This is a genomic window from Nocardia sp. 852002-51101_SCH5132738 (assembly GCF_001665695.1).
In the GTDB taxonomy this organism is placed as follows: Bacteria; Actinomycetota; Actinomycetes; order Mycobacteriales; family Mycobacteriaceae; genus Nocardia; species Nocardia nova.
In genome coordinates this window covers 1-21,705 of sequence record NZ_LZML01000100.1, presented here as the reverse complement: position 1 = coordinate 21,705, position 21,705 = coordinate 1, and the positions used below count along the sequence as shown (strand labels likewise).

Genomic DNA, 21,705 nt, shown 5'->3' with positions numbered 1-21,705 from the left:
CCAGGTGAAAGTCACTGTCTGCGTTCGGATTCTTGTCGGTGGCTCTCGGTAACGTCCGGCATGTGAACCAACCCCGCACCGGAACAGAGCCCTCGGCGCCGTTTCCGGCCTTATCGCCGCAATCCGGCCGTCCGGTGCTGATCACGGGCGCATCGGGCAGAATCGGCTCGGGCGTGGTGGCCGCGTTGCTCGCGGCGGGTGCACCCGTTCGCGCGGCCTACCGGGATCCCGCACGCACCGCCGCGATGAGGGAATCGGGCCACGACGCGGTCACCGTCGACTACACGCGCCCTGCCACCCTGCCCGCCGCGATGGCGGGCGTCGGCACCCTCTTCCTGGTCACCGCCACTACCGCGACGCAGACTCGGGACGAACTCGCCCTGGTCGAAGAGGCGTACAGAGCCGGCGTCGAACGGGTCGTCAAGGTGTCTTTGTGGCGGGCCGACGAACGCCTCACTCCCCTCGCCGACCTGCATCGGCCGGTGGAGGAGGCCATCGAACGCTCCGGATTGCGGTGGACCTTCTTGCGGCCGAACTTCTTCATGCAGAACTTCGCGCAGATGGCGGCGTCGATCGCCGAGCACGGAGTGATCGCACGCCCGGGAGGTTCGGCGCCCATCAGCTACGTCGACGCCCGTGACGTTGCCGGTGTCGCCGCACATGTCCTCACCACCGGCGGCCACGACGGCCGGATCTATGCCCTCACCGGTCCCCGCGCTCTCACCTACGACGAGGTGGCCGACGTCTTCTCGGATGTTCTGCGCAAGCCCGTGCGATACCACGCACTGACCGCGACGGAAGCACGTGACGGCCTGCTCGCCGCCGGCGTTCCGGCATTCATGGCAGAAGCCTTGGTCCGGGTGAGCACCGTCTACGGCGACGGCGGAGCCGATTCGGTGCTGTCGACCGTTACCGACCTGACCGGTGACGCGCCGAGAAGCTTCGAGCAGTTCGTTCGCGACCATCGCCGACTCTTCGGATAACTACTCGCCGGCGAATCTCGAAACATTTGGCGGCACAACAGGTTCGACCCCCTCGGCCACTTCGGGCGCCGCACATTTCAGACGACAACCCGGTAATCGTGATCGCGATGCGGGGTGCCGGGAGCGGGGCGGCCGAGCATGGTGGCGGCAGCGGCGCACCAGTACTCGAGCAGTATCGGGTCGCCGTGGCCGCGGCGAATAGGGGCGCTGAATGCCAGGCCGCGGGCGACCTCGACCGTCAGCATCGACACCTTGGGATAGTCGGGATGGGCGGCCAATTCAGCGCCGAACAATTCGGCCAGTTGCTCACGCAGCCGGCCGCCGATGCGCTCCACGACCGGAACCAGGGTCTCGTGCAGCGTGGGATTGGTGCGGGCCGCCGCCCACAACTCCATCTCGGCCAGAAAATCGGGGCCCGAGAACAGTTCTCGCACCGCGACGATGGCGGCGGTCAAGCGATCCCCGGGCGGTTCGGCGCGAAACTTCGCGATCATCTCCTCGGCCCGCGCGGCGCGCCGGGCGACGAGTTCCTCGACCGTCGCGGCCAGCAGATCCTCCCGGGTCCGGAACTGGTGCAGCATCGATCCGCGAGACAGCCCGCTGGTCTCCTGCACGGCACGGGTGGTCAGGGCTGTGTATCCGCCGGTCGTCAGCAGCGTGATCGCCGCGTCGATCACCGCCGCGCGAGCGCGTTCTCCTCGTGTTCGGTCCGGCACGGTCGCTTCCTATCGAATTCGGGGCATTGACAGGTGTGAACTGAATCACCCATCATGCTACTAGTCCAAGTGGACTAGTTCTGTCGAACGGGCTACTTCCGTCCTAGTGACGAGACCCGGGAAGCGAAAGGGCGATCAGTTGGCCACCAGCACCGAGGCGCATATGCACATCAGCCGAACCGGCTCCGGCACACCGGAATTGCTGCGAGACTTCGTCACCGGATGGGCGGCCGAACGGCCCGAAGGGATCGCGATCGACTACGGCGACCAGCGCTGGACCTGGGCACAGTGGAACGACCGCATCGACCGCGCCGCCCGTGGTCTGGCCGCCGCCGGAATCGGCCGTGGTGACCGCATCGGTTTCCTGGACAAGAACCATCCGGCCGGGCTCGAGTTGCTGTTCGCGGCAGCCGCACTGGGCGCCGGGCTCGCCATCTTCAACTGGCGCCTGGCGGGCGACGAACTGGCGTACGTCCTCGACGACAGCGAGGCACGAATTCTCTTCTCGGGCAGCGAATTCCGCACGACTGCCGAGCAGGCACGTGGCGCGGCGCACCGGCTGGAACGCATCATCACCATCGACGACGAGTACGAGGACTTCCTCGCCGCCGCGAGCGGTGATGCCGAACTCGGCACGGCGGCAACGGAATCGGATGTCGCGCTGGTGATCTACAGCTCCGGCACCACCGGCCGGCCCAAAGGCGTCCTGCTGAGCCAGCGTGCACTCGTCGGCCATACCGTCTGCGTCGGAACCAAGTTCCCGTTCACCGACGGCGACCGGAATCTGGTCGCGATGCCGATGTTCCACGTCGGCGGCGTCTGCTACGCACTGTTCGGCATCCGCGCGGGCGTACACAGCATCATGACGCGCGAACCCACACCCGCCGCGCTGATCACCGCACTGCTGGCCGGGGCGACGCACACGTTCTTCGTGCCGCCGGTGATCGCCGGATTCCTCGCCGCGGGCGATGCGGCCGTCGACGCGTTGTCGCAGCTGCGCTACCTCGGCTACGGCGCCGCGCCCATGCCGCTCCCACTCCTGCGCCGAACCCTCGACGCCCTCCCCGACGTGCGCTTCGTCCAGGTCTACGGGCAAACCGAGGTATCCGGCGTGGCCACCACGCTGGACCCCGGCGACCATCGCGGGCCGAATGCGGACCGGCGCCTGCTGTCGGCAGGACGGCCGGTACCCGGCGTCACTGTCCGCATCGCCGACATCACCACCGGCGCCGAGGTTCCCGTCGGCGAGGAGGGTGAAATCTGGTTGCACACCGACCAGCGCATGACCGGATATCTGAACCGCCCCGACGCCACCGCGGAGACCATCGTGGACGGCTGGGTCCGCACCGGCGATATCGGCCGGGTCGACTCCGACGGCTACCTCTACGTCGAGGACCGGCTCAAGGACATGATCATCACCGGTGGCGAGAACGTGTACGGACCCGAGGTCGAGCGGGTCCTGCTAGCACATCCCTCCGTCACCGACGCGGCGATCATCGGGGTACCCGACGAGGTCTGGGGCGAATCGGTGCTCGCGATCCTCGTCTCCGACGGTGACGCCGACGACATCCAGCGGTTCTGCCGCGAACATCTGGCCGGATACAAATGCCCCAAGCAATTCCGTTTCGTCGAGGCGCTGCCTCGCAATGCCAGCGGCAAAATCCTCAAACGCGAACTGCGAGCGCCCTATTGGGCCGATCACGATCGAAAGATCTGAGGTCCCTGAGCTCCCGGCGCGTCTCACCCGGCGCGGTTGCGGCGCCAGAGGGCACCGCTCAGCACGGTGGCGAAGCCGCACCACGCCGGATAGGCCGCCAGCAGGAGGCCTGCACGGTCCACCTCGGCCGTGCGGCGGGTGAGATCGGCACTGCTCAGCGTCAGGGCGGCCGCCACGGCCGTGGCCGCGCCGAGACGGTGTGCGCGGAAGAACACCCAGCTCCAGCTCGCATTGAGGGTCAGGTTGAGCAGCAGGGCGGTGCGGAGGCGTCGCTGCTGGGCCGGATCGGCGCGGTTGAGCGCCCGGGCGGTCGTGGCGGCGATATCGACGTAGAGGGTTGTCCACGCGACCGGGAAGACCGCGGGCGGCGGCTGGAAAGGTGGCTTCTCCAGGCGCTGATACCACTGCGAGCCGGTCGTGGTCGCCGCCGAGCCAGCCGTCGCGGCGGCGGCGGTGGCCGGGAACGTCCACCACGATTGTCTCCACCGGCTCGAATCCATTCGCCGCGTGCGCGTTCCGATCACGGGAGACTCCTTTCGTCGCGGGGCGGTGCTACGGGCCGGGCAACGATCGACCGGCAAGGCCCGCAGAGCTGTCACGCGAGGGCTCCGCAGGCCAGGGCGAGCCGGCATCGCGGTCGGTCCCCTGCTCGGCCTACCCATACTTCGCTGCCGATAACGGGTCACGGCGACTGCTGCGGCTGGGCAAGGTCGGCGGGCAGGTGGCGAACACGTACGGACCGAACATGGCCCTGCGGCGTACGGCCCGGCACCGGATCCGGCCCGATGTGCAGACCCGCGCGGACATCGCCGAGCATCTCGACCTCGCGCTGTGCGTTACACCAGGCCGATCGCCAGAACGATCACGCCGAGCAGCGGCGGCACGAGTTGTTTGAGGGCCGCACTCGCCTTGTCGGGGCTGGACAGAAGCAGGACCAGGCCGGCGGCGGTCATCGAACCGGCGCCGGTGAACACCAGGGTGGCGCCGATCGTCTTCTCGCCCACCGCGAAGAAGACGGTGCCGGTGATCACGCAGAGGGCCAGGAAGAGGTTGTAGAAGCCCTGATTGAACGCCAGCGGTCTGGTCGTCTCCGCCTCGGCCGCCGAGGAGACTCCGAAGATGGCTCGTGTCTTCGGACTCGTCCACGCCACCGATTCGAGATAGAAGATGTAGATGTGAATCACGGCCGCGAGGCACGCGAGGATGAGACCTGCTGTCGTCACCGAACACCTCCGTGAACGTCGTCGCGCGATATAACCACGCGGCGGACGGAACGTGTCGGCGACACGTCGGAATGTTGCGGTGGACACCCCCGGCCCGACCTGCGAATGCGCCGCAACGCGAGCTTCGACATGCCCTCACCTGCCGAACACCGCTCAGCGCATGCGATTTCGCGCACCGGACGACGGGTGCCGCGGCGGCGCCGTAGCGGGAGCCCGGTGCGCCCCGGCCGACGCGTGTCCCGGCGAGTCGCAGCGGCCGTTACACTCGGTGACCTTGCGAGGTTGAGACCACAGCCGCGCGCGGCACCGCGAACTACGCCGAGTATCGCGGTGTTCGTCATGCGCGAATGTGCCTGCACATATCCGCTGCGCCGTCACGATTCATACTCGTAGGGGCGGGCCCGGATGCCGCGAGTGTAGGGAAGGGTGAACACGTGGGATACGAAGGCCACAGCGGCTGCACCGCCGAGGTGATCTCGGTCGGCGGCCTCTGGGTGGTGGTCGCCGCCGGTGAGGTCGATTCGCATACCGCCCCGCGGCTGGACACCGCCGTCCAGCAGGCCGTGACTCGTCAACCGGGACAGCTGATCGTCGATCTGTCCGCGGTCGAGTTCTTCGACTCCTCCGGGATGAATGTGCTGGTACGCGCGCTGCGACAGGCGGGCCGGGTGCTGGTGGTGGCGCCGCGGCCGGTGCGGCGAGTCGTGGAGGTCACCGGCCTGTCGACGGTATTCGCACTCTTCGACGACGTCGATGCCGCCGTCGCGAGCGCTGTCTCCCACACGAACGGCTGATATCCCATGCGTCACCCCGAAGGTATGCGTCACCCCGACAGCCCACGCCGTCCCGAAGGCGCAGCTCACAAGGCCGCGACCGGCGGCGGACAGCGATCGCTCGAGGACCTGCACATCGAATTCCGGGCCCGGTCCGAGGAACTGCAGCGGGTGCGGGCCCTGCTGCGCGCCTGGCTCGCGGGGACGAGCCTCGGACCGGATCGCGCGTACGACCTCCTGCTGGCCGTCAACGAGGCCTGTTCGAATTCGGTCGAGCACGGACATCGCGGTGACGGCCGGACCGTCGTGCTGCACGCGTCGGCCGCCCATTCGATCCGCATCGCCGTCTCCGACGGCGGGACCTGGCGCGCGCCGCGGGCGGACGAGGAAATCGATCGCGGTCGCGGCCTGCCGATGATGAACGCCCTCATGCCCGGCACCCGCGTCGTCTCGGGCGCCGACGGGACGACGGTGGAATTCGTGGTTTCGCCCGCCGCCGAATCCCGTTCGGATTCCGACACCGGGCAGTGGCCCCGGCGCAGCTCCGCGGACCAGCCGTGACATCGGTTTCGGCTGCGGCGCAGCGGGTTTCACTCGCCCGATCGGATGTGAGGAGCTCGCCGTGCCCGAATCTGTGGTGAGTGACGTCGACCGATGGTCGGCGGTACCGCATCCGGCCGTGGTGGTCGATGGCGCGGGCACGGTGGTCGCGCTGAGCGGGCAAGCGGCCGCCCTGTTTCCCGACGCGGTCGTGGGCGAACCGCTGCACCGTGCGGTGCCGCCCTGGTTGTCCACCGCACACGAGGAGACGGCCGCCTCGGGCATCGCGCCGTCGCCCGCCTCGGTATCCGGGCGCGTGGGCGGGCGCGAACTGCACGCGGTCGCCTCCCCCGGCGCCGACGGGACGGTCGTCTGGTGGCTGCTCGGCGACACCGCGGCCTCGCTGCAGGAGAGCCGCTCGGAACTGGAGCAGGAACGCGAACGCACCGCATTCCTGTCGCAGGCCTCCGAGCGGCTGCTGGCCTCGCTGAACGTGGACCGATGCCTGGAGACGACCGTCCGTCTGGCCGCCCGCCACCTCGCCGACGCCGCGGTGGTCGTCACTCCCCCGGCCGGGCGGGCGCTGTCGGTCGTCTCCTGTGACGAGCACGGTGTGGTGCGGGTGAACGTCGTCGAGGAGGACCCCGACGCGGTGGCCGGGCTGAGCGAGGCGCTGCGCGGCTTCCCGCCCATTCCCTCGCAGTGGCTGGACCCCGCGGCGGTGCCGGTGTGGTTGCTGCCGCCCGGTTTCGAGCACGGCACGGGCTCGGTGATCGTGACTCCGCTTCCCGGCCACGGGGTTTCGGCGGGTGCACTGGTCCTGCTGCGGCGTTCCGGCGAGCGGAGCTTCGACGAGCGCGACGAGATCTTCGCCCAGTTGTTCGCCGGTCGCGCCGGAATCGCGTTGTCGGCGGCACGGCTGTACGCCGAGCAGACCAGTATCACCGCGATCCTGATGCGCGAGCTGCTGCCACCGCAACTGCACCACGTCCACGGCATCGAACTGGCCGGCGCCTACCGGGCTTCGGAGAATCACGAAATCATCGGCGGCGACTTCTACGACGTACATCGCGCGGCGGCACCGGACGGGGAAACCCTCGTCGTCCTCGGCGACGTCTGCGGCAAGGGTCTCGAGGCCGCCGTCCTGACCGGCAAAATCCGCAACACGGTGCACGCGCTGGTGCCGATGGCCGACGATCACCAGCGCATGCTCACCCTGCTGAACAACGCGCTGATGTCCTCGCGGCACGACCGGTTCGCCACGCTGGTGCTGGCATCGGCGGTGCGTCGGGAAGGACGGGTGCAGCTGCGGCTGACCTCCGCCGGGCATCCGCCGCCGTTGATCGTCCGGGCCGACGGGAGCGTCGACATGGCCGAGACGCGGGGACAGTTGGTCGGCGCGCTGCCCGAGATCAGCGCCACGACGTTCCGCACCTCGCTCGCGCCCGGCGAAACCTGCCTGCTCTACACCGACGGTGTGACCGAGGCTCGCGGCGGACCGCTGGGCCGACGCATGTTCGGTGAGGAGCGTCTGACCGCCGCGCTGGCGCAGTGCGCGAATATGCCCGCGGAGGCGGTGGTCGAGCGTATTCACATGCTCACCACCCAGTGGGTCGGCCGCAACGAGCACGACGACATCGCGGTCGTCGCGATCAGCGCGCCGCGAACCTCGGATACCGTCCTCGCGTGACCGCTACCGCCAAGGAGCCGCCGTTCATGTCCGAGCCGCATCGCCGAAACTCGCGGGACGCCCCGGCTTTTCGCGAGCAATTGTGGACGGCGGTCACCGGCCGCGACGAACGCGCGGCGATCGGCATCGTGCTCGCGGCGGTGGATTCGGGGCTCGAACCGGAAGCGGTTCTGCTCGATGTCATCGCCGCTGTCCAGCGCCGGGTGGGTGCGGAATGGGCCGCCAACACCCTCAGTGTCGCCGACGAGCACACCGCCACCGCGATCAACGACCGGGCCGTGACGGCGCTGGCACTGCATGCGGCCGCCTCGCACCCCGCCTCGGCCGGGCGGGTCACCGTCGCGTGCGTGGACGGCGAATGGCATGCCCTTCCCGCCCGGCTGGTGACCGAAGTGCTGCGGCTGCGCGGCTGGCAGGTCGATTTCCTGGGTGCCCAGGTGCCGACCCGCCACCTGATCGCGCACCTGCACAACACCGGCCCCGACGCCGTGTTGCTGTCGTCGTCGCTGCCGACCCGCCTGCCGTCGGCGCACGGCACCATCACCGCATGCCAGGCGGCCGGAGTGCCGGTGCTCGTCGGCGGGGCGGCGTTCGGGCCGGACGGCCGCTACGCGAACCTGCTCGGCGCGGACGCCTGGGCGCCGGACGCCGCGACCGCGGCCGAGCTGCTCGCCCGGGGGCTGCGGCGGGAGCAGCAGCCGGACCGACCGCACCGGACGCTGCCGCATCTGACCGATCAGGAATTCACCATGATCGCCCGCAGCACACCGCAGTTGCTGGCGACCACCATGGCGGAGCTGGAGCATCGCTCCCCCGCGATGCGGGAGTACTCCGAATCCCAGCTGGAGCGCACCGCCGAAGATATCGCGCAGATCCTCGAATTCCTCGCCACCGCACTGTATCTCGACGACGACGAGTTGTTCACCACGTTCGTCACGTGGACCGCGGGTGTGCTGAGCGCGCGTGCGGTCCCCGCGCAATCGCTGTTTCCTGTCCTCGACCTGCTGAGCGGACAACTGCAGGACTTCCCGCGGGCGCGACGGATTCTCACCGCCGCGACCGACGCCCTCACCGACACCGCGCGAATCGCCTGACCGTCGACGCCGGCCGACGACCGCGCGGCGCGCCCGAATCCTCGCCACCTTGCCGCGGAGTCCGGTTACTCCAGTTCGGCGAGGGATTCTTCGAGTCCGGTCAGCAGCCGCTGCAGATGCGGAACACTGCGGCGACAGCCGATGATGCCGAAATGCATGGCGCCACCGGAACTGATCGTCGTGATGTTGACCGCTTGGCCGTCGAGGGGAATCGAGGCCGGATAGGCGGCTTCCAGGCGCAGCCCGTTCCAGTAGCGGGGTTCGGTGGCGCCGGGGACGTTGGAGATCACGATGTTGAACGGCGGCGCGGCGGACGGCAACCGGACCGGTAGCGCCGCCGAGGCCAGCCCCGCCACATTCACCGCCGACAGCCCCAGGATCTGTAGTGGCGTCAGCCGCGACATGGTGTTCTTGGTCCGCGCCATCGACGAGTGGATGCGCGCGAGTCGCTCGGCCGGATCCGGTTCGTCGGTGGCCAGATCACACAGCGCCGCGCCCACCGAATTGCCCTCTCCCACAGCGGTTTCGGAGGTGCCGCGCAGCGAGACCGGCACCATCGCGATCAATGGCTCGTCCGGCAGCGCCTGTTCGGCGAGCAGATACCGGCGCAGCGCGCCCGCGCACATCGCCAGCACCACGTCGTTCACGGTCGCCCCCGTCCGCGCCCCGACCGCGCGCAACCGCGGCAACGGCCACGACTGCGCGGCGAATCGCCGGGCGCCGGTGATGGCGACATTGAACATGGTGTGCGGGGCCCGGAACGGGCGCGGTTCGGGATAGTCCCGCGCGATCTCGTAAGCGCCGGACAGCAATTCGGGGACGGCGGTGCCGATCCGCCCGGCCATGCGCACCGCCTCGGCCGAGCGGCGCAACAACGTAGTCGGGCCGGCGTCCGCCCGACGGCGGGGCGAGCGCCACGGCGGCACGCAGTCGCGGGCATCGGGGTCGGCCGAGAGGGCCCGCTGCCAAGTGCGCACTGCCGACACACCGTCCATCAGCGCATGATGCGTCTTGGTGTAGAGAGCCATTCGGCCGTCGGCGAGACCGTCGATGACATAGACCTCCCACAGCGGGCGATGCCGGTCCAGCAGCGATCCGTGCAGCATCGACACCAGTTCCAGCAGTTCACGCACCCGTCCGGGGGTGGGCAGCGACAGCAACCGCACGTGATAGTCGATGTCGACGTCGTCGTCGAGATCCCACTGCAGCGCGGAGAAACTCGCCAGCGACCGCGCGGGCCGGCGCCGGAACAGGGACGTGAGTTTGTCAGTGCCCGAGACCAATTCCTCGTGCAATTGCCGCGCCGATCGCGGCTCGGTGCCCGAGGGACGGAACAGGGAGAGCCCGCCGACGTGCATGGGATGTTCGCGGGATTCCAGCAGCAGGAATGCCGAGTCCAGGGGTGACATCAACGCCATCGCGGTACCTCATCACGGTCGTTTCCGATCGGGCCGGGTGGCCACACCTTCCGGTGATCATCGCGGATGCGGTCGGATCAGGTGCGTGATCCGGAGTCTCACCGGGCCCGGGCGGCTCAGGCGTCGGTAATTGCCGGGAACAATCGAATCAAACATATTGACAATGTGAGAGGAGTCACTTCATTCTCTCATTAGGACACAGTGTCCGAACATAGTGACCCGGAAGGCGGCGCCGATGCCTACCGACGAACCTGCCGACTCTTCGCCGACCGATTCGGGTACCGCCGCGACCGTCCGAGACCTTCCGGTGCGCGATCGAGCGCTTGACGAAAACGATTGCCCTGAAGGCGAATTCGCGGACGTAGTGGTTGTCGGAGCGCGCTGCGCGGGTTCGGCCGCCGCGATCGCCTTCGCCCGTGCGGGGCGGGGCGTCGTCGTCGTGGACGCGGCCCGATTTCCCTCCGACACGCTCTCGACCCATCTGCTCTGGCCCGCCGGCATCGCCGAAGTGGCGGCGCTGGGCGCGCTGGAGGAGGTGCTGGCGCTCGGCGCGCCACAACTGCGGGTCGCCTACGCCGGCGGCGCGGGCCAGGTGGTGCGGGCACCGTTCACCGCCGTGAACGGCATCGACTACGCGATGTGCGTGCGGCGCACCGGATTCGACGCCGCTCTGGTCGCCACCGCCCGCGCGGCCGGCGCCACGATCCACGAGTCGATGCGGGTCACCGAGCTGATCCGCGACGGCGGCCGGGTCGCCGGCGTGCGCGCGGTCGATCGCGCGGGGGCCACCCACGAGATCCGGGCGCGCCTGGTGGTCGGCGCGGACGGGCGGCGCTCCACCGTCGCGCGGCTGACCGGAGCGCTGGACCCGTACCGCAGCAAACCCAGTGGGCGGGCGTGCTACTTCGCCTACTGGCGCGACAACCGCCCGGAATGGCGGTCGACGGCGGCGCAGTGGCGGGCCGGGCAGCTGCTGGGAACCGCCTTCCCGTGCGAGGACGGGGCGGTGCTGTCACTGATCCAGCCGCCGGTCACGCACGGGCCGCGCACCGCCGGGCAGACCGAGCAGCGTTACCGGGACATGGTGGCCGCGATCCCGGAACTCGCTGCGCGACTGGCCGATTGCGAACCGCTCGGGCGGGTGCGCTCGGCCACCGACATCGTCTCCTACTTCCGCCGCTCCAGCGGTCCGGGCTGGGCGCTGCCCGGCGACGCCGGCCACTTCAAGGATCCCGTCACCGCACAAGGCATGCGCGATGCGATGCGCTACGGGCGGCTGCTCGGCGAATACGCGGCCCCGGTGCTCGACGACGCGGCCGCGCTGGACCGGGCAGTGGCCCGATGGGAGCACCAGCGCGAACAGGACTGCCTGCCCATGTACCAGTGGACCAACCGGCTCGCCCGCGGCACCGAGATGACACCGCTCGAAGTGCAGCTGTACCGCGCCGGCGCGGCCGACCCGCACCTGGCCGGCCTCGCGCTGGATGTGATGACCCGGGCGCGAACCCCCGACGAACTGCTGACCCCGGCGCGGGCGGCGAAGTTCGCGATACAGGCATTGGCGCACGCGCCGGCGGCCGCGGTGGTGGACACCGTGATTCGCGAGGTGTGCGACAACGCGCAGGACTGGCGGGAACGTCAGGCGGCGCGGTGGGGTTCGGCGTGGTCGCGGTGGCCCGCGGCGGCGCCGAAGTGAGGGACGGGCCGGCCGGCGGGCCCTCGATACTGCCGGACCTCGGTGAAAAGGCTTCGCAGGCGCAGATATTCGGGCTTCGGGATCGACGCAGGGCCGGTCCCGCTCGCTGATTCGAGGAGTGGACATGACCGGTCGGGACAATGCGGGTGGATTCGGCAGGCGGCAGTTGCTGCGAGGCGCGGCGGTCGCGGGCGCGGCTCTGGCGGCGAACGGCACCTGGGCCACGGCGGCAGCGCGGGCGAATCCGGGCCGCCGCCAGGTCGGCCCGGGACGCACGGTGGCCGTGTTCGGTGGTGGGGTCTCCGGATTGACCGCGGCGCACGAACTGGCCGAACGCGGCTACGCGGTCACGGTGTACGAGCCGACCGCGCTGGGCGGGAAGGCACGCAGTATGAGCGTGCCCGGCACCGGGGCGGGTGGTCGCGCCGATCTGCCGGGCGAACACGGCTTCCGCTTCTTCCCGGGCTGCTACCAGCACGTGCCGGACACGATGGCGCGAATTCCGTTCCCGGGCAACGCGAACGGTGTGGCCGGAAATCTGATCCGGGTGGAATCGACGGTGGCCGGATTTCCGGATCTGCCGCCGGTGACGGTGCCGACCGAGATCGCGGGGCTGCGCGAGCTGAACCCCGAGCGCATCCGCAACTCGCTCGTCGCCGGATTCGGCTTCATCCCGCAGCTGCCGCCGCAGGAGCTGGCGTTCTTCGGCGATCGGATGATGATGTGGTTCACCAGCTCGCCCGAACGCCGCTTCGGCGAATGGGAGTACCGATCATGGGTGGACGCGGTGGGGGCGAACGGGAAGTCGCAGGCCTATCGGGACTATCTGGCGCGCGCCCTGACCCGGATCACGGTGGCGGCCAAGTCGGAGACCAGCTCCGCGCGCACCATCGGAACCATCGGAGAGGCATTGGTTTTCGCCGGCGCCGGCATCGCGCCGCAGTATCGCGGCGGGGTGGACCGGATCCTGAACGGCCCCACCAACGAGGCGTGGATCGATCCGTGGGTGGCGCACCTGTCCGGACAGGGAGTCCGGTTCGTCACCGGCGCGGGACTGACGAGCCTGCGCCTGTCCGGTGACCGGATCAGCGGTGCGAACGTGGGCGGACGTGCGGTGCAGGCGGATTGGTACGTATGCGCGATGCCGGCCGACCGCGCGGCCACGATCCTCGACGACGACATTCTCGCCGCGGACCCGGCGCTGGCCGGGATGCGTGAGCTGGTGCTGGACTGGATGGTCGGGGTGCAGTTCTATCTGCGCCGGCCCACCGGCGTGCCGGAAGGACATATCGCGGCACTCGGCTCGCCGTGGGCGATCACCGCACTGCGGCAGGCGCCGATGTGGCGCGGCGATTTCGCGGCCCGCTACGGCGACGGGACGGTGGTGGAATGCCTGTCCGCCGACGTGTCGGACTGGGACACCCCCGGCATCCTGTTCGGCAAACCGGCCAAACAGTGCTCGAAAGACGAAGTGGTGCAGGAAGTCTGGGCACAGCTGAAACGCTGGCTCAACACCGGCACCGGCTGGCTGCGCGACGACGACCTGCACTCGTGGTTCGTCGATCCCGGCGTACATTTCGAGGAGGGCGGCAACCGCAACGACACCCCGCTGCTGGTGAACACCGTCGGCTCCTGGGACCACCGGCCGGAGGCGCATTCGGCGATCGGCAACGTGTTCTTCTGCGGCGACCACGTGCGGACCGGCATCGACCTGGCGACCATGGAGGGTGCGTGCGAAGCGGGACGCAAGGCGGCCAACGCGGTGCTCGACGCGGCCGGTGACGCGGCGCCGCGGGCGGCGGTGTTCCCGATGTACGCGCCGCCCGAGCTCGAACCGTTCAAACGCATCGACGCCGACCGCTATCGGGCCGGGCTGCCGCATCTACTCGATATGTGAACGGCTGCGCAGGAATTCGGCGGTCGCCGGGCTCGCGGGCAGGAACGACTCGATCGCGAGTTCGGCGACCGTGACGTTCATCGGACTGCCGAAGATGGTCATGGTGCTGATGAAATCCAGGTCGATATCCCCGCGTTCGGCGTCGTGGTGGCGCAGCCGCAGCGGGACGACGGCCTGATCCGGTTCGGGCAGGCCGGGATCGTCGCGGCCACCGGGATATTCGAGCAGTTCGGCGCGCAGCGCGGCCAGATCGGCCGAGCCGGTGGCCTCGATCTGGCGATCGACGCGTTCGAACAGATGTCCGCGCCACTGCGCGAGATTCAGGATCCGCGGCGCCAGACCCTCCGGGTGCAGGCTCAGCCGCAGCGCGTTGACCGGCGGAGTCAGCAGATCGGCGCGAACGCCGTCGAGGAACAGGGCGACACCCGAATTGGCGTCGACCATATTCCACTGCGCGTCCACGGCCAACGCCGGATACGGCTCGTAGCCGGTGAGGATCTGCCGCATCGCGGTGCGGACGGGGGCCATGGTGGGGGTATCCAATCCGGGTTCGGCGTAGACCGGGGCGTAACCGGCGGCCAGCAACATCCGATTGCGTTCGCGCAGTGGGATGTCGAGCTCCTCGCTGAGGTGCAGGATCAGCTGGCGGCTCGGCGTGGACCGGCCGGTTTCGACGAAGCTGAGGTGACGGGTCGAGGTTTCGGCGCGCCCGGCCAGTTCCAGCTGGCTGAGGCGGCGGGTGCGACGCCAGTGGCGCAGCAGATCCCCGGCAGTATGGGTCGGCACCTGCTCGATCGTATGCGGCACGGGTGGGCGTGACGATTACCTCGCGGGTCATGATCGCTGTCCGGATGCCCGGTGCGCGGCTCACGGTTAGGGTGGATTGCGTGTCGTTGGTGCAGGCTGGACTGGACCGGCTGCCCGAACGCTGGCGCGCACTGTTGCTCGCCCATCGGGAGCTGATGAAATTCGCCGTCGTCGGCGCGATCACGTGGTTCGTGGACACCGGAGTGGTGTACGCCCTCAAGCTGACCGTATTGCCGGACAAGCCGCTGACCGCGCGCGCGTTCGGCGTGCTGATCGCGACGATCGCCTCCTACATCCTGAACCGGGAATGGTCGTTCAACACCCGCGGCGGGCGCCAGCGCAGTCACGAGGCCGCGCTGTTCTTCGCCGTCAGCGCGCTCGCCGTCGGCGTGACCGTCATTCCGCAGGCGGTCGCGCTGTACGTCTTCGATATCCGGGTGCCGCATGTGAGCGCGTTCACCCAGGCGGTCTCCAACTTCATCACCGGGCAGATTCTCGGTGTCCTGCTGGCGATGGCCTTCCGATTCTGGGCGTTGCGGCGATTCGTCTTCCCCCAGGATCTGCGCGAGGCCGAACTGGAGATCCTCTGACCGCCGCAACCGCGAGGCGCCGAAACCGCAGGTGGTGACGGGCATCACGGCCGGTGCCTACAGGTGGACCTGGCGGCCCGGCCCGCCGGCGAGCCCCGATACCATGATCTCGTGCGAGCAACGGCCGACCCTTCCACGCAGCTGCGTGGTGGATGCGTCGGCGCCGCCGCGGGCACGGTGAGTATCGCCGCCCACGCCCTCGGTGGTGGCGCGGTGGCACCCGGCTCCACGGCGATCATGATGCTGATCGCCGCCAGCACCGCGATCGGCTGCCTCGCCGCACACACCCGCACCGGATTGTTCCGGCTGATGGGCCTGCTCGCGGTCGGCCAGGCGATCGGCCATCTGGCGTTGTCGACGTCCCCGCACTGCCACGAGGTGCTGATCACCGCCCCCATGCTGGTCGCGCACATCACGGCGACGGTGGTCGGGGCGGTCCTCGTCCGCGGCGCGGAAATCACACTGCGACGCGCCGTTTCGCTGATCCGCCGCGTGGTCGGCGCGGTCGCGCACAACCTCGGCGTCTCCAGCGCTCCGGTCGTCGTCTCGGTACCGGATACGGTGACCGCGCCGCGGTGGCTCGTGCTGGCCTCCGGCACCGGGCGGCGCGGTCCGCCGAGGCTCACCGGTTCGTTCGCTGCCTTGCACCGCGTACCCGCGTGGGCGTGATACCGGCACATCGGTGGACGTGTCCACTGGCTTGCCGGATCGCGGCCGGACCACGGATGACGACCAACGGCTGAGCCACCGGATGTACGGATAGCTCTCGAGAGCGTCACATCGGATCGCACAGCACGTGCAGCCGCGCCCGTGCGGCAACGTCCGTGAGCCAGTGACGGCACACCGCCGAGCGGCAGCCGCCGACCCGCAAGCGGCAAGCGGCAACTGCGGCTACCCGAATCGACCGTTATCGCGCGGCACCTGGACAGCTACCGACGCTTCGCCGAGGCGGTCGCTCGAGCTGTCGGCGTATCAGTCGACGTCGGCGGGCCTGCATGCTCGGTCACGGTCATCGGTGTGACGGTCACGCCCTGACCGCTGATCGGGCGCAGTGCTGGTCGGTCGGTCCTCGCCGGTTTCCGACGACGTCCTGGGCGATCGGATACGCCGGACAGGCTTGCGGGTGGCTGATTCGCGTGTGACCGCGGAGGTCGCACCGCTCGCCGCTGGGCACGCAGCAACGAACGAACACCGGTGGCGGTATACGCCGCGCACTCACCCCTACGCCGCGCAACGCGTGGTTCGAGGGTGTGACGAGCGCCGGGGCGCGGTGAGAATCCGCGACGACGTGCCGCCTGCTCGATGAAACCCCTTCTCATGCAATGGAGTTCACCAATGTCCTCTCTCCCCCACACCGGGCGTTCCCCCCTCGCCTCGAGCGCCCGCGGCCCTCGCCGTGCGGCATCCACCCAGGCCCGGCCCCACGGTACGACACCGCCGTCCCGCCACACGGCAGGTTCCACCCGCCGGCGTCGGTCGGCGAGCCTGCTGATCACCGCCGCGGCCTCGATCCCACTGCTGCTGGCCGGCTGTTCGTCCGGCAGCACATCCACTGCCGCGGACGCCGATTCGGTCACCGTGGGTGATCAGTGGATCAAGGCCGCCAACGCGGGGATGTCGGCGGCGTTCGCGAATTTCACCAACACCAGCGGCCACGAGATCCGCATCGTCGATGCGACGAGCCCGGCGTCGGCGCGCGTGGAGATTCACGAGGTGGTCCAGTCGAACGGCGCGTCCATGATGCGTCCCAAGGCCGGCGGGCTGGCGATCCCCGCCCACGGCAGCGCGAAACTGACGCCGGGTGGCGACCATCTGATGTTCATCGACCTGAAGGCCCCGCTGCGCACCGGAACGCAGACGCCGATCACGGTGAAGTTCGCCGACGGCACCAGCACCACCTTCACCGCGCAGGTGCGTGACTTCGCGGGCAATCAGGAGAATTACGCACCGACTACGTCCGCCCACGGTGGCTGAGCGGCTGTCGCGGCGCCGGTTGCTCGGCGGCAGTGCGGCCGCGGCGGGTGCGGCGGGGGTCGCGGGGCTCACCCTCGGCGCCGAACGCTGGACCCGCCGCACCGAGACCGCCGATCCGGGCACCGCACGCGAACCGTTCTACGGACCACACCAGGGCGGGGTCGCGACCGCGCCGCAGCAGCACGCGGCGTTCGTGGCCTTCGATCTGCGGCCCGGCACCGCCCGTGCCGACCTCGTGGGATTGCTGCGCATCTGGTCCGGGGACGCGGCGCGGCTCGTGGCCGGTGAGCCGACGCTGGCCGATACCGAGCCGGAGCTGGCTCACCGGCCGGCACGGTTGACCGTGACCATCGGATTCGGCCCGCGGCTGTTCACTGTGGCGGGACTGGAATCCGCGCGGCCGCACTGGCTCACGCAACTGCCCGGCTTCACCATCGACCGGCTCGACCCCGCATTCTGTGACGGGGATCTGCTGCTGCAGGTCTGCGCGGACGAGGCGACGACGGTGGCGCATGCGGTGCGGGCGCTCTCGCGCAGCGTGACCTCGCTGGTGACCGTGCGCTGGACCCAGCGCGGATTCCGCAACGCCGCTGCCGGGCAGACGATGCGCAATCTGATGGGTCAGGTCGACGGCACGGTCAACATCGCCCCCGGGGCCGATTTCGATCGGCTGGTGTGGGACGACGGCGCGACCCTGCCGTGGCTGCGGGGTGGAACGTCGATGGTGCTGCGCCGGATCGCGATGAATCTGGACACCTGGGACGAACTCGACCCCGAGGGGCGAGAACTGACCGTGGGCCGGCGCATCGCGACCGGGGCGCCGTTGACCGGAACCCGGGAAAGCGACAATCCGGATTTCGCGGCTGTGGACGCCCACGGCATCCCGGTCATTCCGCCTTCGGCGCATATCGCGCGGGCGCATCGCACCAGCGACGGCGAGCGTTTCCTGCGCCGCGGCTACAACTACGACGATGCCCCCGCGCCCGGGACCACCTCGAATTCAGGGCTGTTGTTCGCCGCCTACCAGCGCGATATCACGACGCAGTATCTGCCGGTGCAGCGTCGTCTCGCCGAATTCGACGCCCTGAACACCTGGACCACTCCCGTCGGGTCCGCGGTGTTCGTGATTCCACCGGGAATCACCGACGCGCAGGGCTATATCGGCCAGACCCTGCTGGAGGGCTGAACCGGGCACCGCACGCACTCGATGCGGTTCGGCAACAGGTGCCGAACCGCATCGGATGTCAGTGCCACAGCACGGCCACGAACACGTTGGCGATGGCCAGCAGTCCGGCGGCGTCGACCATCCAGGCAATGGTCTTGCCACGCTTGGCATCCGCGTGTGCGATCTCGGCCAGACCGGCCACGGCGACCGCGATGACCAGTTTCACCACGATCTTGGCCATGTCGAGATTCTTGTCGAGCGAATCGATGCCGTCGGCCATGCCGACCAGAATCAGACCCGTGACGATCTGCGCCCGCGCACCCCAGAGCATCACCTGCGACACCGCCGGCCGGCCGGCGGCGTATCCGCCGATCACCGCGGCGAGTCCGAGCAGGTGGGTGACGACCACCAGGTTGTAGACCACTGTCATGGCTCACAGCGTAGATCATCGGCACCAATTCAACGACACGGCGTAGTAGGGCTTACATCCCCGCCGGGCCCCGGATATCCGCACCGCCGCAGGCATTCTCGCGGGCTCGCTTTCACGGTGCCGTTGTCCTGCCGTGCGCAGACACGGCCCCGCCCCGCGCCGATCCTCGGACGCGGGGCGGAACGGGGAGAATTATTCGACGATCAGCAGGCTGCCGCGCGGCACCATGGTGATGCCGGCGGGGTCGACCTTGCCGATCACCGGCCCGGTGCATCCCCGCCCGGCGTGGACCTCGATCACCTTGTCGGTGCTGTTGCCGACGGTGAGCTGGTAGGCGTGCGGTTCGATGCAACCGGTCGGGTTGTTGTAGATCTGCCCGTTGACGGTGACAGTGCCCTGCGCGGCCTGCGCGGCACCGGCGCCGAGCACTGCGAACGCGCCCGCCGCCGCGACGGCGGTGATGAGTCCAGCGGTGCGAATCATGAAATCCTCCAGTTTGTTTCGGCCCGACCGTCGCTCAGGTTACCGGTTCCGCCGCCCCCGGCCACAGCACCGACGCGGACCCGGCGGAAATACGCGCGTTTCACGCCGGATCGGGTCGGGTAGTCATCCTCAGGTGGCTCTCTTCGGTCGTGCCGCGGCAACGGCGCGGAATCGAGTGGGTCGGGACTGCTGGGTCGCTTGGTGATGGCTAGGAGAAGAGGGTGGCGGTTGTACTCGTGCTGCGCGCACGTGGACTGGGTGATCTTCTCACCGCGGTCCCCGCTCTTCGCGCGCTACGCCGGGCGAGGCCACGCGATCACATCGTGCTGGCCGCACCGCACCGGCTCAAACCCATCGTCGACCTGATCACCTCGGTCGACGAGATGGTCGCCGCCGCCGACCCGCACACCATGCGCTGGGACGGCGCGGCCCCCGCCCTGGCGGTCAATCTGCAGGGCCCCGGCGCCGACGGCATCGTCGAACTCTCCCGCACCGAACCCGCCCGGCTGCTCAGCTACCGCAATGCCGCCTTTCCCGATCTCGACGGCCCCGAATGGCAAGCGGATATGCACGACATCGACCGCTGGTGTCATCTGCTGGAATCGGCCGGAATCAACGCCGACCGCCGCAATCTCGGCTTGGTGCCGCCGGTGGCCACCACCAGTCACCGCGACTGCGTAGTGGTGCACGTGGGCGCCGGAGCGCCCGCCCGCCGCTGGCCCGGTGAACGATTCGCCGCGGTGATCCGGCATCTGCTCGTGCAGGGTCGCGAGGTCGTGGTGACCGGTGACGAATTCGAACGCGACCTCGCCCTCGGCATCGCCGCCCGCGCGGGGCTGTCGCACGACCAGGTACTGGCCGGGCAGCAGAATCTCATCGAACTGTCGGCCACCGTCGCCGAGGCGGCGCTGGTGGTGTGCGGCGATACCGGTGTCGCACATCTGGCGACGGCATTCGGCACCCGCACCGTCGCGCTGTTCGGCCCCACCGCCCCCGGCCGCAGCGGGCCGCCGCCGCATCTGTCCGGCCGCCACATCGCGCTGTGGGCGGGCCACACCGGCGAGCGCGACGGCGACACCCCCGATCCGGGTCTGCTCCAGATCACCGTCCCGGACGTCGTGGAGGCCGTCGACACGCAACTGGACCGCCGCCGGTGGGCCGAGGCCGACCGGCGCGGAACCGCCTATCGCCGCGTCGGGTGAGCGCCCCGCCGCGGCGGCGGGCAGCGTGGTAATCGACACGAACCGCCTGACCGGACACGTTCGGGCAGTATCGTGTGCCGATGATCACCGTCCGAACGAAAATCTGCGGTATCCGTAGCGAGTCCGATCTCCGGGCCGTCGTCGCCGCTGATGCGGACGCGGCCGGATTCATTTCGGGCACGACGCATTTCAGCGAAGACGAACTCGACCCGGAATCGGCCCACCGGTTGTCACGGCTGGTGCCCTCCTCGATGGAACGCGTACTGGTCACCCATCTCACCGACGCCGGCGAGGTGTTGCGCCTCGCCGACCGGATCGGCGTCGACTGCATCCAGCTGCACGGCCTGATCTCCCACGACACCGCGCGCGCGGTCCGGCGCGGTGCGGGCGGGCGGCGGGTGATCCGCGCGGTCCACATCACCGGCCCGGAGGCGGTCGCCGCCGCCGAGCGCGCGGCCCCCGATTGCGATGGGCTCGTGCTGGATTCGCGTTCCACCGACCGGCTGGGCGGCACCGGGCGCACCCATGACTGGTCGATCAGCGCTCGCATCGTCGAACTGTTGGACGACTCGGCATTTCCGGTGATGCTCGCCGGTGGACTCGACCCGCACAACGTCACGGCCGCGATCGACGCCGTCCGGCCGGCCTGGGTCGATGTCAACTCCGGCGTCGACGACGGCCGGGGCGACAAGGACCCGGCGACCTGTACCGAATTCGTCAGGGCGGCACGCGATGTCGCGGTGCCGATCGCTGCTCTAGCCCGGCCGCGATCAGAATGAGCAACCCCGCCGCGGCGGTCGCCGCGGTGGGCAGGCTCCGGGTGGCCACCGCTCCCACCAGCGTGGCCACGACGGCCTCGTTGAGCCCGATGACGCTGGCCGTGGCCGCGCTCAATCGCCGCAGCGCCAGCCAGTAGAGCGCGAATCCGGGTCCGAGGAGGGTGGCGCCGATCGCGGCCAGCTCGGCCGCCACCCGCCCGGACGGTGGATCGAGCACCAGCAGCGGGCTGCTCGCGATGCCGCCGAACAGCAACTGCAAGGCCGCCGAGGTGGCCGTGTGGTCCGGTCCCGAGTGCCGGGCGACCACGCTGACCAGCATCGCCACACAGGCCGCACTGCCCAGCGCCAGGGCGCATCCGGTCAGGGCCGCGATCTGCGCGTCGCCGCCCGGGTGCCGCCAGGCGACCAGCCAGATCGCCGCCCCGACCAGCAGCAGTTCGGCCAGTACCGGCAGCGTGGGCGCCCGCCGGCCGCGGACCAGTGCGGCGGCGATGATGAGGACCGGCGCGGTCAGGTGCAGGGCGACCA

Annotated in this window: 22 protein-coding genes; 14 read left to right on the top strand and 8 right to left on the bottom strand. The window is 69.7% G+C overall.

Features of this window, described 5'->3' with window-relative positions; translation table 11 throughout:
* The first annotated feature begins 62 nt into the window (after positions 1–62).
* Positions 63–983, top strand: coding sequence for an SDR family oxidoreductase (locus A5789_RS13650; protein ID WP_082857226.1), 921 nt, complete (start codon positions 63–65; stop codon positions 981–983).
* Between the two features lie 77 nt (positions 984–1,060).
* On the opposite strand, the gene A5789_RS13645 is transcribed toward A5789_RS13650, so the two are convergent.
* Positions 1,061–1,699 carry a TetR/AcrR family transcriptional regulator gene (locus A5789_RS13645; protein WP_082940694.1) on the bottom strand — a complete coding sequence of 213 codons (639 nt, stop codon included), beginning with the start codon at positions 1,697–1,699 and terminating at the stop codon, positions 1,061–1,063.
* A gap of 163 nt (positions 1,700–1,862) precedes the next feature.
* Here A5789_RS13645 and A5789_RS13640 point away from each other — a divergent pair, with 163 nt between their 5' ends.
* A complete protein-coding gene (locus A5789_RS13640) occupies positions 1,863–3,416 on the top strand; it encodes an AMP-binding protein (RefSeq protein WP_064904987.1) in 1,554 nt (517 codons plus the stop codon).
* Between the two features lie 23 nt (positions 3,417–3,439).
* Here the strand turns inward: A5789_RS13640 and A5789_RS13635 are convergent, their stop codons facing one another.
* The gene (locus tag A5789_RS13635; protein ID WP_369817547.1) at positions 3,440–3,940 is read right to left on the bottom strand and encodes a TspO/MBR family protein; all 501 of its coding nucleotides are present in this window, start codon (positions 3,938–3,940) and stop codon (positions 3,440–3,442) included.
* 312 nt (positions 3,941–4,252) lie between these two features.
* Entirely contained in the window at positions 4,253–4,639 is a 387-nt protein-coding gene (locus A5789_RS13630) for a DUF1304 domain-containing protein (RefSeq protein WP_063016200.1), read from the bottom strand.
* Positions 4,640–5,073: 434 nt separating this feature from the next.
* On the opposite strand from A5789_RS13630, the gene A5789_RS13625 reads away from it, so the two are divergent.
* The 4 genes from A5789_RS13625 (at position 5,074) to A5789_RS13610 (ending at position 8,736) form a co-directional block, all read left to right on the top strand.
* On the top strand, positions 5,074–5,433 hold the full coding sequence (locus tag A5789_RS13625; RefSeq protein ID WP_197516605.1) for an STAS domain-containing protein: 360 nt from the start codon (positions 5,074–5,076) through the stop codon (positions 5,431–5,433).
* Between the two features lie 6 nt (positions 5,434–5,439).
* Positions 5,440–5,973 (top strand): ATP-binding protein, encoded by a 534-nt coding sequence (locus A5789_RS13620; protein WP_082940692.1) that lies wholly within the window; start codon positions 5,440–5,442, stop codon positions 5,971–5,973.
* Between the two features lie 61 nt (positions 5,974–6,034).
* The gene (locus tag A5789_RS13615) at positions 6,035–7,642 is read left to right on the top strand and encodes a PP2C family protein-serine/threonine phosphatase (protein ID WP_063016206.1); all 1,608 of its coding nucleotides are present in this window, start codon (positions 6,035–6,037) and stop codon (positions 7,640–7,642) included.
* A 26-nt stretch (positions 7,643–7,668) separates the two neighbouring features.
* Complete coding sequence (locus A5789_RS13610) at positions 7,669–8,736, top strand: B12-binding domain-containing protein (RefSeq protein ID WP_064904988.1); 1,068 nt, start codon at positions 7,669–7,671, stop codon at positions 8,734–8,736.
* A 65-nt stretch (positions 8,737–8,801) separates the two neighbouring features.
* Here the strand turns inward: A5789_RS13610 and A5789_RS13605 are convergent, their stop codons facing one another.
* Positions 8,802–10,154: a wax ester/triacylglycerol synthase family O-acyltransferase gene (locus A5789_RS13605; protein ID WP_064904983.1), complete on the bottom strand. Its 1,353-nt coding sequence runs from the start codon at positions 10,152–10,154 to the stop codon at positions 8,802–8,804.
* A 364-nt stretch (positions 10,155–10,518) separates the two neighbouring features.
* Between A5789_RS13605 and A5789_RS13600 the strand changes: the two genes are divergently transcribed.
* Positions 10,519–11,850 (top strand): NAD(P)/FAD-dependent oxidoreductase, encoded by a 1,332-nt coding sequence (locus A5789_RS13600; RefSeq protein ID WP_231953356.1) that lies wholly within the window; start codon positions 10,519–10,521, stop codon positions 11,848–11,850.
* A gap of 124 nt (positions 11,851–11,974) precedes the next feature.
* The gene (locus A5789_RS13595; RefSeq protein ID WP_064904997.1) at positions 11,975–13,747 is read left to right on the top strand and encodes an FAD-dependent oxidoreductase; all 1,773 of its coding nucleotides are present in this window, start codon (positions 11,975–11,977) and stop codon (positions 13,745–13,747) included.
* Here A5789_RS13595 and A5789_RS13590 read toward each other — a convergent pair.
* The gene (locus A5789_RS13590) at positions 13,733–14,533 is read right to left on the bottom strand and encodes a helix-turn-helix domain-containing protein (RefSeq protein WP_030517006.1); all 801 of its coding nucleotides are present in this window, start codon (positions 14,531–14,533) and stop codon (positions 13,733–13,735) included. The genes A5789_RS13595 and A5789_RS13590 overlap by 15 nt on opposite strands.
* A 101-nt stretch (positions 14,534–14,634) precedes the next feature.
* Between A5789_RS13590 and A5789_RS13585 the strand changes: the two genes are divergently transcribed.
* The 4 genes from A5789_RS13585 to A5789_RS13570 all read left to right on the top strand — a co-directional run bounded on the left by A5789_RS13585 (position 14,635) and on the right by A5789_RS13570 (position 18,304).
* Entirely contained in the window at positions 14,635–15,144 is a 510-nt protein-coding gene (locus A5789_RS13585; protein ID WP_030517007.1) for a GtrA family protein, read from the top strand.
* Positions 15,145–15,255: 111 nt separating this feature from the next.
* Positions 15,256–15,813 (top strand): hypothetical protein, encoded by a 558-nt coding sequence (locus tag A5789_RS13580; RefSeq protein ID WP_063910749.1) that lies wholly within the window; start codon positions 15,256–15,258, stop codon positions 15,811–15,813.
* A 666-nt stretch (positions 15,814–16,479) separates the two neighbouring features.
* Positions 16,480–17,118, top strand: a complete 639-nt coding sequence (locus tag A5789_RS13575; protein ID WP_082940691.1) for a copper chaperone PCu(A)C — start codon at positions 16,480–16,482, stop codon at positions 17,116–17,118.
* Entirely contained in the window at positions 17,111–18,304 is a 1,194-nt protein-coding gene (locus A5789_RS13570) for a Dyp-type peroxidase (RefSeq protein WP_063013569.1), read from the top strand. Before A5789_RS13575 ends, A5789_RS13570 begins: the two co-directional genes overlap by 8 nt.
* A gap of 58 nt (positions 18,305–18,362) precedes the next feature.
* Here the strand turns inward: A5789_RS13570 and A5789_RS13565 are convergent, their stop codons facing one another.
* Together A5789_RS13565 and A5789_RS13560 are read right to left on the bottom strand one after the other, a co-directional pair.
* Entirely contained in the window at positions 18,363–18,713 is a 351-nt protein-coding gene (locus A5789_RS13565) for a hypothetical protein (RefSeq protein WP_030517011.1), read from the bottom strand.
* Between the two features lie 192 nt (positions 18,714–18,905).
* Positions 18,906–19,196 carry a hypothetical protein gene (locus A5789_RS13560; protein WP_030517012.1) on the bottom strand — a complete coding sequence of 97 codons (291 nt, stop codon included), beginning with the start codon at positions 19,194–19,196 and terminating at the stop codon, positions 18,906–18,908.
* Between the two features lie 221 nt (positions 19,197–19,417).
* On the opposite strand from A5789_RS13560, the gene A5789_RS13555 reads away from it, so the two are divergent.
* Positions 19,418–20,398 (top strand): glycosyltransferase family 9 protein, encoded by a 981-nt coding sequence (locus A5789_RS13555; protein WP_063013567.1) that lies wholly within the window; start codon positions 19,418–19,420, stop codon positions 20,396–20,398.
* Between the two features lie 80 nt (positions 20,399–20,478).
* Positions 20,479–21,177, top strand: coding sequence for a phosphoribosylanthranilate isomerase (locus tag A5789_RS13550; protein ID WP_064904984.1), 699 nt, complete (start codon positions 20,479–20,481; stop codon positions 21,175–21,177).
* Here the strand turns inward: A5789_RS13550 and A5789_RS13545 are convergent.
* On the bottom strand, positions 21,116–21,705 hold a 590-nt coding region (locus tag A5789_RS13545; RefSeq protein ID WP_155525700.1), incomplete at its 5' end, for a DMT family transporter. The two genes, A5789_RS13550 and A5789_RS13545, sit on opposite strands and share 62 nt — an antisense overlap.

Coding starts and splice junctions, on each gene's coding strand:
- A5789_RS13565 (WP_030517011.1), bottom strand. CDS start 18,713: ATGACAGTGGTCTACAACCTGGTGGTCGTCACCCACCTGCTCGGACTC.
- A5789_RS13595 (WP_064904997.1), top strand. CDS start 11,975: ATGACCGGTCGGGACAATGCGGGTGGATTCGGCAGGCGGCAGTTGCTG.
- A5789_RS13575 (WP_082940691.1), top strand. CDS start 16,480: ATGTCCTCTCTCCCCCACACCGGGCGTTCCCCCCTCGCCTCGAGCGCC.
- A5789_RS13610 (WP_064904988.1), top strand. CDS start 7,669: ATGTCCGAGCCGCATCGCCGAAACTCGCGGGACGCCCCGGCTTTTCGC.
- A5789_RS13605 (WP_064904983.1), bottom strand. CDS start 10,154: ATGGCGTTGATGTCACCCCTGGACTCGGCATTCCTGCTGCTGGAATCC.
- A5789_RS13640 (WP_064904987.1), top strand. CDS start 1,863: ATGCACATCAGCCGAACCGGCTCCGGCACACCGGAATTGCTGCGAGAC.
- A5789_RS13560 (WP_030517012.1), bottom strand. CDS start 19,196: ATGATTCGCACCGCTGGACTCATCACCGCCGTCGCGGCGGCGGGCGCG.
- A5789_RS13620 (WP_082940692.1), top strand. CDS start 5,440: ATGCGTCACCCCGAAGGTATGCGTCACCCCGACAGCCCACGCCGTCCC.
- A5789_RS13550 (WP_064904984.1), top strand. CDS start 20,479: ATGATCACCGTCCGAACGAAAATCTGCGGTATCCGTAGCGAGTCCGAT.